The following is a 14843-nucleotide window of genomic DNA, read 5'->3' as shown; positions in this document are numbered from 1 at the left end:
ACGGCTTTATTCAGCAGCCGGCGCTTCCGGCTTGCGGCGCTTGAGCGGCGCCATGCCGTCCTTGCTGACCAGCGACAGGGCGTCGGTCTTCGGGCGGTTGGCGATTTTGCGCTTGGTCGGTGCCTTGGCGCCGGTTTTCTTCTTGTCGCCTTTGGCGTCGACTTTTTTCTTCTTCACGCCAACGGCTTTGCCCGAGGCCTTGACCTTTTTCGGTCCGCCGTAGGTGCCTTTGACTTCCTTGATGGTGCGGCGCTCGAAGCTCTGCTTGAGGTAGCGCTCGACACTCGACATCAGATTCCAGTCGCCGTGGCAGATCAGCGAGATGGCCAGGCCATCGTTGCCGGCACGCCCGGTACGACCGATACGGTGCACATATTCGTCGCCGCTGCGCGGCATGTCGAAGTTGATCACCAGGTCCAGGCCTTCCACGTCGAGACCGCGAGCGGCAACGTCGGTGGCAACCAGAATTTTCACGCCGCCCTGCTTCAGGCGATCGATGGCCAGTTTGCGGTCCTTCTGGTCCTTGTCACCGTGCAGCACGAACGCTTTATATTCCTGCGCCACCAGACGACCGTAGATACGGTCAGCCATGGCCCGGGTGTTGGTGAACACGATGGCCTTCTGATAGGTCTCGTTGGCCAGCAGCCAGTTCACGATTTGTTCTTTGTGCTGGTTGTGGTCAGCGGTGATGATCTGCTGACGGGTGGTCGCGTTCAGGTCGCTGACGTTGTTGAGCTGCAAGTGCTCAGGGTTGTTCAGGACTTTGGCGACCATGTCGCGCAGACCTGAACCACCGGTGGTGGCGGAGAACAGCATGGTCTGCTGGCGGTTGGTGCACTCTGCCACCAGACGCTGCACGTCTTCGGCAAAGCCCATGTCGAGCATACGGTCGGCTTCGTCGAGCACCAGCACTTCGACTTCTTTCAAGTCCAGGTTGCCGGCGTTCAGTTGCTCGATCATCCGGCCCGGCGTACCGATCAGGATGTCCGGCACTTTGCGCAGCATGGCGGCCTGGACCTTGAAATCTTCACCGCCGGTGATCAGGCCGGACTTGATGAACGTGTAGTGGGCGAAGCGCTCGACTTCCTTGATGGTCTGCTGGGCCAACTCGCGGGTTGGCAGCAGGATCAGGGTCTTGATGCTGACGCGGACTTTCGCCGGGCCGATCAGTCGGTTGAGAATCGGCAAAACAAAAGCAGCGGTTTTGCCGCTGCCGGTTTGCGCAGTCACCCGCAGGTCACGCCCTTGGAGCGCCAGCGGAATAGCCGCTGCTTGCACTGGCGTTGGCTCGACAAATTTAAGCTCGGCCACGGCTTTGAGCAGGCGTTCGTGCAGGGCGAATTGGGAAAACACGGGTGCTACCTCGAAGAAATACAAAAAAACAGCTGCATAGGGTAACGGTTTCGAGCGCTAAGGCCGAGTTTCTTTATGCAAACGACAGTAAACAGTGGCTTTTTTGTTGCCTGAAATGTCTCCAAACGTCATCCGCAGCGTCTTAAATGCTCTAATCGCCCCGACGCAACTTACAGAAGAATCGTTTTCGCCCATGGATATCAAACAGCTCTGGCTCAATGCCCAAGACCTTTGGGGCGCCCTCGACCAGCACCCGCTCCTGCATTCCAGCCTGGCGCTGATCCTGCTACTGGTGGTGGCGCTGGTCCTCGGACGAGTGGCGCGCTACCTGATTCTGCACGCGACCAAAATGCTCGGCCGCCAACCGGCGCTGCATTGGGTCAACGATTTACGGCACAACAAGGTCTTCCATCGACTGGCGCAAATGACACCGTCGCTGGTGATCCAATTCGGCCTGTACCTGGTGCCGGAACTGAGCAAAACCAGCCGGATCTTCCTCGGCAACGTCGCGCTGTCGTTCACCATTCTGTTCCTTCTATTGGCAGCCAGTGCCTTGCTCAGCGCCCTGCTGGACATCTACGCCCGCACCGAACACGCCCGCACCCGCTCGATCAAAGGCTACGTGCAACTGACGAAAATGGTCTTGTACGTACTCGGCGCGATCATCATCGTTGCCACATTGATCGACCGCTCGCCGCTGTTGCTGCTGTCGGGGCTTGGCGCGATGTCAGCGGTGATTCTGTTGGTCTACAAGGACACCCTGCTGTCGTTCGTCGCCAGCGTGCAACTGACCAGCAACGACATGCTGCGGGTCGGTGACTGGATCGAGATGCCGCAAGTCGGAGCCGACGGTGATGTGGTGGACATCACCTTGCACACGGTCAAGGTGCAGAATTTCGACAAGACGATTGTCTCGATCCCGACCTGGCGCCTGATGTCCGAGTCGTTCAAAAACTGGCGCGGCATGCAACAGTCCGGTGGACGCCGGATCAAGCGCAGCCTGTTTATCGACGCCAGCGGCGTGCGGTTTGTGCGCGATGACGAAGAGTCGAAACTGTCTCAAGTGCACCTGCTGACCGACTACATCGGCCGCAAGCAGGCCGAACTCAAGGCCTGGAACGAAGCCCAGGGCAACGTCGCGGCGATGTCGGCCAACCGCCGGCGCATGACCAACATCGGCACCTTCCGCGCCTATGCATTGGCATACTTGAAAAGCCACCCGGAGATCCAGCCGAACATGACCTGCATGGTCCGCCAGATGCAGACCACCGCCCAGGGCATCCCGCTGGAAATCTACTGCTTCACCCGCACCACCGCGTGGGCCGATTACGAGCGGATCCAGGGCGATATTTTCGACTACCTGCTGGCGGTGCTGCCGGAGTTTGGCTTGAGCTTGTATCAGCAGCCGAGTGGCGGGGATTTGCGCTCCGGGTTGCTGCCGGCGGTGTTGGGCGCGAGCCACATTCCTGAGCCAGAAAAACACATCATGTAACCCCACAAATCCCCTGTAGGAGCGAGGCTTGCCCGCGAAGGCGGAGTGTCAGTCGACATTAATGTTGAATGACACTCCGCCTTCGCGGGCAAGCCTCGCTCCTACAGGGTTTTAGTGTCTATTTTCCGAACAATCGGCGTACCTGAACGGGGTCGGCATTTCCGCTTGGGTCAATCGCGAGGAAATATTTGAGCTGCCATTGCTGCGTCTTGATCGCCTGTTTGGCGACTGGGCGGGACCACGGCGGATAAACCCGAATCGCACGCTTGCCACCTTCACCGCCAATCGACATAACCCCTTTGGCCGCCAATACCTCCCGGTCAAATACAAACTGCCCGCGGTGCGTTGCATCAGCAACGCTGACCACCACAAAGCTGACGCCATCGCCGGTATCGAGCGGTGCAATCTCGCTGGTCGGTGTCGGTCGTTTCCACAGCGTGACGAACTGGCCAATCTTGGTCGGTGTGGTTTTCGCCACACGGAAGACTATCGCCAGGCCATCGAGGCCGAAGCGGCAGGCGCCGTATTCGGCACTCTCCTCCTCGGCCCGAATTTTATCCGTTAATGCCATGCCTGCTGGCTTGTAGATCTGCTCGATGGCGGCGATCAGGTCCGTCATGGCCGTTCCCGCAACGGCAACACTTCACGCCGGACACCCAACCGACTGATCCACACCGCCAGCAAAATCACCGACCCACCGAGGAACAACCGCCCCAATTCCTCATGCTGGTTCCAGATCAGCAAATTGATCAGCAACCCCACGGGTACATGCAGGTTGTTCATCACCGCCAGCGTGCCGCCATTGACCAGGCACGCGCCTTTGTTCCACCAGTACAAGCCCAGCGCCGTCGAGACCAGGCCGAGGAACACCAGCACGCCCCATTGCAGCGGCGCTTCGGGCAGGAAGTTGTGTTTGCCGAACAGCAGAAACGCCGGCAACGCCACCGCCAGTGCGCCGAGGTAGAAGTAGCCGAAGCGCCGGTAATGCGGCAGATCACTCGGGTGACGGGCCACCAGATGTTTGTAAAGCACTTGCCCGGCGGCGTAGGTGAAGTTGGCCAGTTGCAGCAGCAGGAAGCCCATGAAAAAGTCCGGGTTGATCCGGTCGTAGCGAATCACCGCCGCGCCCGCCACCGCCACCAATGCCGCGACCAGGGCCCACGGATTGAAGCGCCGGTTCAGCGCATCCTCGATTAGCGTTACGTGCAGCGGGGTGAGGATGGTGAACAGCAACACTTCCGGCACCGTCAACACCCGGAAGCTCAGGTACAGGCAGACGTAGGTCACGCCGAACTGCAACGCGCCGATCAGCAACATGCCGCGCATGAATGCCGGCTCCACCGAGCGCCAGCGCGTCAACGGAATGAACACCAAGCCTGCCAGCAGCACGCGCACCAGCACCGCGAAGTAACTGTCGACATGCCCGGCCAGGTACTCGCCGATCAAACTGAAGGAAAACGCCTGGATCAGCGTGACAAAAAGTAGATAGCCCATGCTCGCCTCGTTTTGAATGGCCGCGACGATAGCGGGTTTTGTCGGCGATCGCGAGAACACGCAAATCCTGTAGGAGCAAAGCTTGCTCGCGATTGCGGCGGCACATCCAACATTGATGTTGGCTGACACACCGCTATCGCGAGCAAGCTTTGCTCCTACAGGTCGTGTGTTCAGCCATCAAATTGCGGGCAAAAAAAAGCCCGATCTCGCTAAAGCGTTCAATCGGGCTACAGCACTCAGGAGCAACAAGTGCAAAGGGAGGTTCGATGCGCATGCAAACTTGAAGGGTTGCGCCAGGTCACTTGAACATCAAGGGATTATCTGGCGATTAAAGCCTCAGGCCACTTGGGAAAGCTTGGCGTTGGCCTGGTTCAGACCCTTCTCCTGGAAGTCGCCGCCCAGGTTCATGCCTTCGGCGTGAATGAAGGTCACGTCGTGGATGCCGATGAAGGCCATGACCTGACGCAGGTACGGTTCCTGATGATCCGCCGGCCCACCGGCGTAGATCCCGCCGCGAGCGGTCAGCACGTAGGCACGCTTGCCGCTGAGCAGACCTTGCGGGCCGGTGTCGGTGTACTTGAAGGTCACGCCGGCACGCAGCACATGGTCGAGCCACGCTTTGAGGGTGCTCGGAATCGCAAAGTTGTACATCGGCGCGGCCATCACCAGCACGTCGGCGGCCAGCAATTCATCGGTCAGTTGGTTGGAGCGGTCCAGGGAAGCCTGTTCGATGTCGTTGCGTTGTTCGGCAGGTTTCATCCAGCCGCCCAGCAGGTTGATGTCCAGGTGCGGCACCGGGTTGACGGCCAGGTCACGGACGGTGATCTGATCCGCCGGATGTGCGGCTTTCCATTGGCTGATGAAGGTCTGGGTCAACTGACGGGATACCGAGTCTTGCTGACGGGCACTGCTTTCGATGATCAGAACGCGGGACATGGGATGTAGGCTCCATCTGAGAATGCTGTAAGTCGATGGAGTGGAGATTAAACAGAGTTATATCGATGAAAAAGCGCAAATAACTGCTATAAAGCATCGATAAATTCGTTTATAAGCTGAGCGTACCCTGTATCTGTAGGAGCGAGGCTTGCCCGCGAATGGGCCGGGTCATTCAACGTTGATGTCGACTGGCACACCGCCTTCGCGGGCAAGCCTCGCTCCTACAGATTTCATGTCATTTCGGGGTGCAGCTGAGGTTTATACGCATCTTGATAATGGTGCGGGTGAATTTGGCCGTGGCGTTTTTGTGTTTGCCGGCGGGTACTTCGATTGTGCGGGTGCGCGGCGATTCCGGGCCGTTGTTGAAAACCACCTTGCAGACCGCATCCGTGGAGCCGTAGTTGTTGACCTGGATAGAAGCGATGTCGTTATCCGTGTCGTAGGCGTTGTAGTCGATGCTCATGCCATTGAGCTGTTTTTGAACATCGATCGGATAAGCAAACGCAGTCAGCGGCAGCATCGCCAACACTACAAGACAGAATTTTTTCATTCGGCAGTCTCCAATAGGGACCGCCAGCTTAGGACAAGAGGAGCTCATCATGAAAGCGCCCCGCGTGACCCTTGATCAATGGCGAACGTTGCAGGCCGTGGTCGACCACGGCGGTTTCGCCCAGGCCGCCGAAGCGCTGCACCGCTCGCAATCGTCGGTCAGTTACACCGTGGCCCGCATGCAGGACCAGCTCGGCGTGCCACTGTTGCGCATCGATGGCCGCAAAGCGGTCCTCACCGAGGCCGGCGGCGTATTGTTGCGCCGCTCGCGGCAACTGGTTAAACAAGCCAGCCAACTGGAAGACCTGGCCCACCATATGGAGCAAGGCTGGGAAGCGGAAGTGCGGCTGGTGGTCGACGCGGCTTACCCAAGCGCCCGCCTCGTGCGCGCCTTGACCGCGTTCATGCCGCAAAGCCGTGGCTGCCGGGTGCGGTTGCGCGAAGAAGTGTTGTCGGGCGTGGAAGAAGTCCTGCTTGAAGGCGTGGCTGATCTGGCGATCACCGGCCTGAGCATTCCCGGTTACCTCGGCGCGGAATTGAGTGACGTGGAGTTTGTGGCCGTCGCCCATCCTGAGCACCCGTTGCATCGGCTGAACCGCGAAATCAACTTCCAGGACCTGGAAACCCAGATGCAAGTGGTGATCCGCGACTCCGGTCGCCAGCAGCCACGGGACGTCGGCTGGCTCGGCGCCGAGCAACGCTGGACCGTCGGCAGCCTGGCCACCGCGGCAACATTTGTCAGTAGCGGGCTGGGTTTCGCCTGGTTGCCCCGGCACATGATTGAACGAGAATTGAAGGAAGGTACGCTCAAGCTGCTACCGTTGGACCAGGGCGGCAGTCGCAACCCGAGTTTCTATCTGTACTCGAACAAGGACAAACCCCTGGGCCCGGCCACGCAAATCCTTATCGAACTGCTGCGCACTTTCGACACCGCGCCGCTGGATGCACCGTTCGCCGCCCCTGAACAAGCCTGACACGGAGTGTACGCATGGCCTATTTCGAACATGAAGGTTGCAACCTGCACTATGAGGAATATGGCCACGGCACGCCGTTGCTTCTGGTCCACGGGCTGGGCTCCAGCACCCTGGACTGGGAAATGCAGATCCCGGTGCTGGCCGCCCGCTACCGGGTGATCGTCCCGGATGTGCGCGGCCACGGTCGCTCGGACAAACCCCGCGAGCGCTACAGCATCGCCGGGTTCAGCGCTGATTTGATCGCGCTGATGGAGCACCTGAACCTCGGTCCGACCCATTATGTGGGCCTGTCCATGGGCGGCATCATTGGTTTTCAACTGGCGGTGGACCAGCCCCAGCGCCTTAAAAGCCTGTGCATCGTCAACAGCCAGCCGCAAGTCAAAATGCAGAAACCCAGCGACTACTGGTGGCTGGCCAAGCGTTGGTGCATGGCCCGTCTGTTGAACATGGAAACCATCGGCAAAGCCCTGGGGCGCATGCTGTTTCCCAAACCCGATCAAGCGGATTTGCGGCAAAAGATCGCCGAGCGCTGGGCAAAAAACGACAAACATGCTTATCTCGCCAGCTTCGATGCGCTCGTTGGCTGGGGCGTTCAGGAACGACTTTCCCGGATCACCTGTCCAACCCTGGTCATTAGCGCCGACCACGATTACACGCCGGTTTCGGCGAAAGAAGACTATGTAAAACTGCTGCCCGATGCGCGGCTGGTGGTGATCGCCGATTCGCGCCACGCCACCCCGCTGGATCAACCCGAACGTTTTAACCAAACCCTGCTCGAGTTTCTCACCGCAGTCGACACCACCACTCAGGATCACTGACCCATGCTGAAAAAAATCGCCCTCGTCGCCGGCTCCGTACTGTTCGCCGCCAACCTGATGGCCGCCACGCCGGCCAAGGCACCGCATGTGCTGCTGGAGACCACCAATGGCCAGATCGAAATCGAACTGGACCCGGTCAAGGCGCCGATCAGTACCAAGAACTTTCTTGAGTACGTCGACAGCGGCTTCTATAACAACACGATTTTCCACCGTGTGATCCCGGGCTTCATGGTCCAGGGCGGTGGTTTCACTCAACAAATGCAGCAGAAAGACACCAAGGCGCCGATCAAGAACGAATCGAAAAACGGCCTGCATAACGTGCGTGGCACCCTGTCCATGGCTCGCACTTCCAATCCGGATTCGGCCACCAGCCAGTTCTTCATCAACGTCAAGGACAACGACTTCCTCGACAGCGGTGACGGCTATGCAGTCTTCGGTAAAGTCGTCAAAGGCATGGACGTAGTGGACGTCATCGTCAACACCCAGACCACCACCAAAAGCGGCATGAAAGATGTACCCGCCGATCCTGTGTTCATCAAGTCGGCCAAGCGCATCGACTAAGCTGCACAGGGAGTGTTGAGCGGTCGCCGGTTTTTCCGGCGCCGCTCATCGTGTTCAAAGGAAAGCCCCAGCGCGGGCGGAGAACCAATGCTTTATCGCCGTTTTGAAAAACTGATCGACATCTTCCGCGATGCACCGACGGCGGCTCCGCCGGATCGGGTTCTCCCCTTCTATACCTATTATTTGAGGCAGGTCTGGCCGAGTTTCGCCGCCCTGCTGATTGTCGGCCTGTTCGCCTCGCTGATCGAAGTCGCGCTGTTCAACTACCTGAGCCGCATCATCGACCTGGCCCAAGGCACGCCGAACCCGAATTTCTTCCAGGACCACGCCCTCGAGCTGACATGGATGGTGGTGGTCACCCTGGTCCTGCGCCCGATTTTCTTCGGCCTGCATGACCTGCTGGTGCACCAGACCCTGACCCCCGGCATGACCAGCCTGATCCTGTGGCAGAACCACCGCTACGTGCTCAAGCAGAGCCTGAATTTCTTCCAGAACGACTTCGCCGGGCGTATTGCCCAACGGATCATGCAAACCGGTAACGCCCTGCGCGACTCCGCCGTGCAAGCCGTGGACGCACTGTGGCATGTGTTGATCTACGCGATCAGCGCCCTGGTGCTGTTTGCCGAAGCGGACTGGCGCCTGATGATCCCGTTGATCACCTGGATCGCCGGTTTCATCGGCGCGCTTTATTACTTCGTGCCACGGGTCAAGGACCGCTCGGTGCAATCCTCCGATGCGCGCTCCAAACTCATGGGGCGGATCGTCGACGGCTACACCAACATCACCACCCTGAAGCTGTTCGCCCACACCAATTACGAACAGCAGTACGCCAAGGAAGCCATCAAGGAACAAACCGAGAAGGCGCAAATGGCTGGTCGCGTGGTCACCAGCATGGACGTGGCCATCACCAGCATGAACGGCCTGCTGATCGTCACCACCACCGGCCTGGCCCTGTGGCTGTGGTCGCAGTCGCTGATTTCGGTGGGCGCGATTGCCCTGGCCACGGGCCTGGTGATCCGCATCGTCAACATGTCCGGCTGGATCATGTGGGTGGTGACCGGCATCTTCGAAAACATCGGCATGGTCCAGGACGGTTTGCGCACCATCGCGCAACCGGTCAGCGTCACCGACCGCGATCAAGCCAAACCGCTGGCCGTAGCCCGTGGCGAGGTGCGTTTCGAGCAGGTGGATTTCCACTACGGCAAGAAGAAAGGCATCATCGGCGGCCTCAACCTGAACATCAAACCCGGCGAAAAAATCGGCCTGATCGGCCCGTCCGGTGCCGGCAAATCGACCCTGGTCAACCTGCTGTTGCGCCTCTATGACGTCGAGGGCGGGCGCATTCTCATCGACGGCCAGAACATCGCCGACGTCGGTCAGGAAAGCCTGCGCGAACGCATCGGCATGATCACCCAGGACACCTCGCTGCTGCACCGTTCGATTCGCGACAACCTGCTTTACGGTCGGCCCGACTCCACAGACGCCGAACTCTGGGAAGCCGTGCACAAGGCCCGGGCCGACGAGTTCATCCCGTTACTCTCGGACGCCGAAGGCCGCACCGGTTTTGATGCGCACGTCGGTGAGCGCGGGGTGAAACTTTCAGGCGGCCAGCGTCAGCGGATCGCCATCGCCCGGGTGCTGCTCAAGGACGCGCCGATCCTGATCATGGATGAAGCCACCTCGGCGCTGGACTCGGAAGTCGAAGCGGCGATTCAGGAAAGCCTGGAAACCCTCATGCAAGGCAAAACTGTGATCGCCATCGCCCACCGCCTCTCGACCATCGCCCGCATGGATCGGCTGGTGGTGCTGGAAAACGGCAAGATCGCCGAAACCGGCACCCACGCCGAATTGCTGGCCCATGGCGGGTTGTATGCGCGGTTGTGGGCGCACCAGACGGGTGGGTTTGTCGGGATAGATTAAATGCCGCTCCCACAGGAAATAGGCGACACATAGCAAACCGCCAGAGCCCCAAACTATGGGGCTCTGGCGGTTTTTTCATGCCTGTTGTATTCCACCAGAACAGTCAGTGATCAATCTACAAAACAAACATAACTTGAAAGAACTCCAAACAAACAGAAGCAAACATCTCTTAGCCGTTACTTTACTGTCACTGTTAACATCCCGCCCCTTGAATCGCCGGCTCAATACTTAAGATAAATAACAGGAAACAATCATGATCAAAAAAATTCTGGCTCTCGGCTTTTTGCTAAACATTGGATTTTTTCAAGGTACTGCCTTCGCTGGAACCGAGACTGTCACCACTAAAATCGGAACCTCGATCAAAGAAAGCAAAACCCTTGGCCATATGGCCATCGGCACCCCTCAAGGACCATCAGCCCCATGGACCAAAAAATATTAAACAGCAGTACAAACAAAAAACTGCAACATATTAAAAGCGGTACCGGTATTTCAGCGCTAAAACCATGAACAATAACTTCAACCAATAACAGCAAATATCCGACACCTTAGTCACTGCCTTCAAACTTAAGAAGGCAGTGACTTCTTCCCCTTTTTAATTCACCTAAAAGCACACCGCAGCATTAAGGCTGCCTATAAGGCAAAGCATTCCGGGCGTCTTCAGCGTAAGCCAATACCCCGACACGCTCCTGTTGCAAAAAGTCTTTGACCGCCGCTTTCAACCCCGGATGACGCAAGTAGTGCCAGGAATGGGTGATCACCGGTTCAAACCCGCGAATCAACTTGTGCTCGCCTTGCGCCCCGGCGTCGAAACGCTGGAAGCCGTTGGCAATCGCATAGTCCATGCCCTGGTAGAAACAGGTCTCGAAGTGCAGGCGGTCATACTCCGCCAGGCAGCCCCAGTAACGACCGTAAAAGCTGTCGCCACCCACCAGACTGAACGCCATGGCCACCGGCCGTGAGCCTTGCTTGGCCAGCACCACGCGAATCGATTCCGGCATGCGCTCGGCCAACAGACTGAAGAATTCCCGCGTCAGATAAGGCGTTTGCCGACGCACTGCGTAGGTATTGGCGTAGCAGGCATAGACAAAATCCCACTGCGCCTGGGTCAGTTGCGCCCCCTCCAGCCATTCGAACTCGATGCCCTGCCCCGCCACTTGCTCGCGCTCTTTGCGCATCTGCTTACGCTTGCGCGAACTGAGGGCGTCGAGGAAGTCCTGAAAGTCCCGATAATCACGGTTCTGCCAGTGGTACTGACAGCCGATACGCTGCAACCAGCCAGGCTGTTCGGCCAACGCGGCATCGGTGAACGGGTCGGTGAAATTAATGTGCGCGCTGGAAAGCTCTTCGATTTCCAGGTAACCCGGCAGGCTGTTCAGCAACTCAAAACCGTCCTCCACATTGGCCGCCAACAGGCGCGGCCCGCTGACCGGGCTGAACGGCACGGCGGTCAACAGCTTGGGGTAATACTCGATGCCGGCACGGGCGCAGGCGTCGGCCCAACCGTGATCAAACACGTACTCGCCGTAGGAATGCCATTTGCGGTAGCTGGGCAAGGCGGCGATCAAACGATCGCCTTCAACGTGCAACAGATGCTCGGGTTGCCAACCGGAATGCGGGCCAACACTGCCGCTGTCTTCCAGCGCGCTGAGGAACGCATAGCGCAGAAACGGCTGACTTTCAGGTACCAGCGCGTCCCACGTGTGCGGCGCGATTTCGGACAGACTTTCCAGACGTTGCAGCGGCATCGGCATTCTCACAGTTCATTGCGTGACAGCCCGGCGAGTATCGCTTATCGCCGCACATTGCACACCCGTCATCCGCCGACAGCGCTCTAGAACAAAGGTTCATGAAAGATTTGTATCGTCATCGAGACGCCATCACTTTGCCACTGCACTGTCATAAACCATCGCGATACTGGCGCCTGTTTTTAGAGCGCCGGGTTCTACCCGGTCACTGTTTTCCGTCCGTCATCGGTCGGTTGTGTCCTGGATGGCTCAGTCATCCCTTTCATCTTCGGAGATTGATATGCGTCTTGCTTCCACGAAAACTGCGGCGGCCTTGTGTGGCGGCCTGCTGCTGGCCATGAGTGTTCCGGCCAGCGCTGCAGTCGACGCCAAACTGCTCGACATGCTCAAGGCAAACGGCTCGATTTCCCAGGCGCAATACGCCGAACTGCAAGCCGAACTGGCCCGTGATCAGAAAGACCAGCAAATCGCCCGTCAGGCTCAGCAAGAGACCAACGAACAGATTGCGGCGACGGCGAAGAAAACCAACGAACTGAGCACTTTCGACCAGAAACTGGCCTGGGCTGCCAAGACCCAATTCAAGGGCGACGTGCGTTTCCGCCAGGAAACGGTCAAGAACGATGGCGTTTCGAACAACAAAGACCAGGATCGTCAGCGTATTCGCGTGCGCCTGGGTGCCTACAGCGAAATCAACCCGCAAGTTGACACCGGTATCCGTATCGCCACCGGCAACAACGATGACGCTCGATCCACCAACCAGAGCCTGGACGGCTACTTCGACAAGAAGTCGATCTGGCTCGACCAAGGCTACGTGGACTACCACCCGGACTTCCTCAAGAACCTGCACATCGTGGGCGGCAAGATGCCGCAACAATGGGTGAGCATGGGCGACATCATCTGGGATAGCGATATCAGCCCAGAAGGCCTGGCACTGACTTACAAGTACCCATTGGGCGCCAGCACCGAGCTGTTCGGTAGCGCCGGCCACTACACCCTCAAGGACAACGTCGACGGCGAAGGCGTGCAGTTCAAGCACGACCTGCGCCTGTACGCCGGTCAGTTGGGCGCGCGCTTCGCCATCACCGACAACCTGAAACTGACCCTGGGTGGCAGCGTCTACGGCTACGACAACGACGACGACATCACCGCAGGCGGCACTACCACGCCATCCATCCTGGCCACCAACGGCAACACCCCGAACGAACAGTTCAAGCTGTACGAAGGTTTTGGTCAGATCGACATCGGTGGCCTGCCAATGCCGCTGTCGCTGTACGGTCAGTACGTCACCAACAAAGACGCCAGCAACGATCAGGACGCAGCCTGGTTGACCGGTGTGAAGACCAAGCTTTACGGCTTCGCCGTGGACTACAACTATCGCGACGTACAGCGTAACGCCGTGGTCGGCGCCTTCACCGACTCTGACTTCGCCAACGGCTTCACCGGTTCGCGCGGCAGCAAGTTGAAAGTCAGCTATGAAATCGACAAGAACTTCGCCCTGGGCGCGACGTACTTCATGGCTAAATCCGACTTCACCAACGCCACCATCCGCGACTCGGACATCAAGACCCTGCAACTGGATGCCGAAGCCAAGTTCTAAAAAAGCAGTTGCAAGTTTCAAGCTAAAAGCTTCAAGTTCAAGCGCACTGCTTGCAGCTTGAAGCTTGCCGCTCGAAGCTGCTCCTTTACAGCCTCGCGTTGGTCTATCGGTCCCCATCATCCGTCCGATAGACCAACGCGGGGCTGTTTTCATTTGCCCCTTGCCACAAAAAACGGGCACAAAAAAAATCGCAGCGTGCGGCATGTATCTGCCGCAGGCTGCGATCTTTTACAGCGAACTCAGCGCTTGCGCAGAATCACGCTACCAATCGAATACCCGGCACCGAACGAGCTGAGCACCGCCAGCGAGCCGCTGGCCAGGTCATCCTGGTTCTTGTGAAACGCAATCACGGAACCGGCGGAGCTGGTGTTGGCGTAAGTGTCGAGGATCACCGGCGCTTCTTCTTCGGTGGCTTCGCGACCCAGCAGTTTCTTGACGATCAAGTGGTTCATGCTGAGGTTGGCCTGGTGCAGCCAGAAGCGTTTCACGTCGCCGACGTTGAGCTGGTTCTCCTCCAGGTGCGTGGCAACCAGTTCGGCAACCATCGGGCACACATCGCGGAATACCTTGCGGCCTTCCTGCACGAACAGTTTGTCCTTGGCACCGACGCCCTCTTCCGCCGCGCGGTTGAGGAAGCCGAAGTTGTTGCGGATGTTGTTGGAGAACTTGGTCAGCAATTTGGTGCTGACAATGTCGAACTGGTACTTGGACGTGGCCAGGTCGGCACGTTCGATGATCACCGCGGTGGCAGCGTCGCCGAAGATGAAGTGGCTGTCGCGGTCGCGGAAGTTCAGGTGACCAGTGCAGACTTCCGGGTTGACCATCAGGATCGCCCGGGCCTGGCCCAGTTGCACGCTGTTGGTGGCGGCCTGGATGCCGAAGGTCGCCGAGGAGCAGGCCACGTTCATGTCGAAACCGAAACCTTGAATGCCCAGGGCTTCCTGGACTTCGATGGCGATAGCCGGGTAGGCGCGTTGCAGGTTGGAGCAGGCGACGATCACACCGTCGATGTCCGCAGCGGTCTTGCCGGCGCGCTGCAAGGCTTGTTCGGCAGCGCCGATGGCCATCTGGCACAGCACCGACCATTCGTCGTTGGAACGCTCGGGCAGGCGTGGCGCCATGCGTTGCGGGTCGAGGATGCCGTCCTTGTCCATGACAAAGCGGCTTTTGATGCCGGAGGCTTTTTCGATAAACGCTGCACTGGACTCGGTCAACGCGTCGATTTCACCGCGCGCGATGGCGTCGGCATTGTCGGCGTTGAATTGCGCGACGTAAGCGTTGAAAGACTGCACCAGCTCTTCATTGGAGATGCTGTTGGCCGGGGTGTACAGGCCGGTGCCGCTGATGACGACGTTATGCATGGTCGTTTCTCTAATCTGTTCAGGCAGAAAGCGTTGGCACCGA

14 protein-coding genes are annotated in these 14843 nt (G+C 58.6%); 7 read left to right on the top strand and 7 right to left on the bottom strand.

Annotation, left to right across the window (positions count from 1 at the left end):
• Positions 1-6: 6 nt before the first annotated feature.
• Positions 7-1353 carry a DEAD/DEAH box helicase gene (locus tag BK667_RS20015; protein ID WP_123598658.1) on the bottom strand — a complete coding sequence of 449 codons (1347 nt, stop codon included), beginning with the start codon at positions 1351-1353 and terminating at the stop codon, positions 7-9.
• 193 nt (positions 1354-1546) lie between these two features.
• On the opposite strand from BK667_RS20015, the gene BK667_RS20010 reads away from it, so the two are divergent.
• On the top strand, positions 1547-2845 hold the full coding sequence (locus BK667_RS20010; protein WP_123598657.1) for a mechanosensitive ion channel family protein: 1299 nt from the start codon (positions 1547-1549) through the stop codon (positions 2843-2845).
• Between the two features lie 118 nt (positions 2846-2963).
• On the opposite strand, the gene BK667_RS20005 is transcribed toward BK667_RS20010, so the two are convergent.
• The 4 genes from BK667_RS20005 to BK667_RS19990 form a co-directional block, all read right to left on the bottom strand.
• Positions 2964-3464 (bottom strand): MepB family protein, encoded by a 501-nt coding sequence (locus BK667_RS20005; protein ID WP_123598656.1) that lies wholly within the window; start codon positions 3462-3464, stop codon positions 2964-2966.
• Positions 3461-4339, bottom strand: a complete 879-nt coding sequence (locus BK667_RS20000) for a carboxylate/amino acid/amine transporter (RefSeq protein WP_123507767.1) — start codon at positions 4337-4339, stop codon at positions 3461-3463. The genes BK667_RS20005 and BK667_RS20000 overlap by 4 nt, the downstream gene beginning before the upstream one ends.
• A gap of 336 nt (positions 4340-4675) precedes the next feature.
• Positions 4676-5275, bottom strand: a complete 600-nt coding sequence (locus tag BK667_RS19995; RefSeq protein ID WP_123507765.1) for an FMN-dependent NADH-azoreductase — start codon at positions 5273-5275, stop codon at positions 4676-4678.
• Positions 5276-5510: 235 nt separating this feature from the next.
• A complete protein-coding gene (locus BK667_RS19990; protein ID WP_123598655.1) occupies positions 5511-5825 on the bottom strand; it encodes a 3-phosphoglycerate kinase in 315 nt (104 codons plus the stop codon).
• A gap of 49 nt (positions 5826-5874) precedes the next feature.
• Here BK667_RS19990 and BK667_RS19985 point away from each other — a divergent pair, with 49 nt between their 5' ends.
• The 5 genes from BK667_RS19985 (at position 5875) to BK667_RS19965 (ending at position 10536) form a co-directional block, all read left to right on the top strand.
• Complete coding sequence (locus BK667_RS19985; protein ID WP_123410624.1) at positions 5875-6798, top strand: PA3225 family LysR-type transcriptional regulator; 924 nt, start codon at positions 5875-5877, stop codon at positions 6796-6798.
• A 14-nt stretch (positions 6799-6812) separates the two neighbouring features.
• On the top strand, positions 6813-7616 hold the full coding sequence (locus BK667_RS19980) for an alpha/beta fold hydrolase (protein ID WP_123507761.1): 804 nt from the start codon (positions 6813-6815) through the stop codon (positions 7614-7616).
• A 3-nt stretch (positions 7617-7619) separates the two neighbouring features.
• Positions 7620-8177, top strand: a complete 558-nt coding sequence (locus BK667_RS19975; RefSeq protein WP_123507758.1) for a peptidylprolyl isomerase — start codon at positions 7620-7622, stop codon at positions 8175-8177.
• A gap of 87 nt (positions 8178-8264) precedes the next feature.
• Entirely contained in the window at positions 8265-10097 is a 1833-nt protein-coding gene (locus BK667_RS19970; protein ID WP_123507756.1) for an ABC transporter ATP-binding protein, read from the top strand.
• Positions 10098-10350: 253 nt separating this feature from the next.
• The gene (locus BK667_RS19965; protein ID WP_123598654.1) at positions 10351-10536 is read left to right on the top strand and encodes a hypothetical protein; all 186 of its coding nucleotides are present in this window, start codon (positions 10351-10353) and stop codon (positions 10534-10536) included.
• Positions 10537-10717: 181 nt separating this feature from the next.
• On the opposite strand, the gene BK667_RS19960 is transcribed toward BK667_RS19965, so the two are convergent.
• The gene (locus BK667_RS19960; RefSeq protein WP_123598701.1) at positions 10718-11842 is read right to left on the bottom strand and encodes a GNAT family N-acetyltransferase; all 1125 of its coding nucleotides are present in this window, start codon (positions 11840-11842) and stop codon (positions 10718-10720) included.
• A 280-nt stretch (positions 11843-12122) separates the two neighbouring features.
• Between BK667_RS19960 and BK667_RS19955 the strand changes: the two genes are divergently transcribed.
• Positions 12123-13439 (top strand): putative porin, encoded by a 1317-nt coding sequence (locus BK667_RS19955; protein ID WP_123507752.1) that lies wholly within the window; start codon positions 12123-12125, stop codon positions 13437-13439.
• 239 nt (positions 13440-13678) lie between these two features.
• Here BK667_RS19955 and BK667_RS19950 read toward each other — a convergent pair whose 3' ends face one another.
• The gene (locus BK667_RS19950) at positions 13679-14800 is read right to left on the bottom strand and encodes a beta-ketoacyl-ACP synthase III (protein WP_123507750.1); all 1122 of its coding nucleotides are present in this window, start codon (positions 14798-14800) and stop codon (positions 13679-13681) included.
• Positions 14801-14843 lie beyond the last annotated feature (43 nt).

It is taken from the genome of Pseudomonas frederiksbergensis (genome assembly GCF_003732705.1).
In the GTDB taxonomy this organism is placed as follows: Bacteria; Pseudomonadota; Gammaproteobacteria; order Pseudomonadales; family Pseudomonadaceae; genus Aquipseudomonas; species Aquipseudomonas frederiksbergensis_F.
Note: the sequence above shows the minus strand (reverse complement) of the source record. Positions and strands in the feature narration are given on the sequence as shown.

What these genes read in the sequence shown, in the direction of transcription:
- BK667_RS20010 (WP_123598657.1), top strand. Translation starts at nt 1,547, where the DNA reads ATGGATATCAAACAGCTCTGGCTCAATGCCCAAGACCTTTGGGGCGCC.
- BK667_RS20005 (WP_123598656.1), bottom strand. Translation starts at nt 3,464, where the DNA reads ATGACGGACCTGATCGCCGCCATCGAGCAGATCTACAAGCCAGCAGGC.
- BK667_RS20000 (WP_123507767.1), bottom strand. Translation starts at nt 4,339, where the DNA reads ATGGGCTATCTACTTTTTGTCACGCTGATCCAGGCGTTTTCCTTCAGT.
- BK667_RS19995 (WP_123507765.1), bottom strand. Translation starts at nt 5,275, where the DNA reads ATGTCCCGCGTTCTGATCATCGAAAGCAGTGCCCGTCAGCAAGACTCG.
- BK667_RS19990 (WP_123598655.1), bottom strand. Translation starts at nt 5,825, where the DNA reads ATGAAAAAATTCTGTCTTGTAGTGTTGGCGATGCTGCCGCTGACTGCG.
- BK667_RS19985 (WP_123410624.1), top strand. Translation starts at nt 5,875, where the DNA reads ATGAAAGCGCCCCGCGTGACCCTTGATCAATGGCGAACGTTGCAGGCC.
- BK667_RS19980 (WP_123507761.1), top strand. Translation starts at nt 6,813, where the DNA reads ATGGCCTATTTCGAACATGAAGGTTGCAACCTGCACTATGAGGAATAT.
- BK667_RS19975 (WP_123507758.1), top strand. Translation starts at nt 7,620, where the DNA reads ATGCTGAAAAAAATCGCCCTCGTCGCCGGCTCCGTACTGTTCGCCGCC.
- BK667_RS19970 (WP_123507756.1), top strand. Translation starts at nt 8,265, where the DNA reads ATGCTTTATCGCCGTTTTGAAAAACTGATCGACATCTTCCGCGATGCA.
- BK667_RS19965 (WP_123598654.1), top strand. Translation starts at nt 10,351, where the DNA reads ATGATCAAAAAAATTCTGGCTCTCGGCTTTTTGCTAAACATTGGATTT.
- BK667_RS19960 (WP_123598701.1), bottom strand. Translation starts at nt 11,842, where the DNA reads ATGCCGCTGCAACGTCTGGAAAGTCTGTCCGAAATCGCGCCGCACACG.
- BK667_RS19955 (WP_123507752.1), top strand. Translation starts at nt 12,123, where the DNA reads ATGCGTCTTGCTTCCACGAAAACTGCGGCGGCCTTGTGTGGCGGCCTG.
- BK667_RS19950 (WP_123507750.1), bottom strand. Translation starts at nt 14,800, where the DNA reads ATGCATAACGTCGTCATCAGCGGCACCGGCCTGTACACCCCGGCCAAC.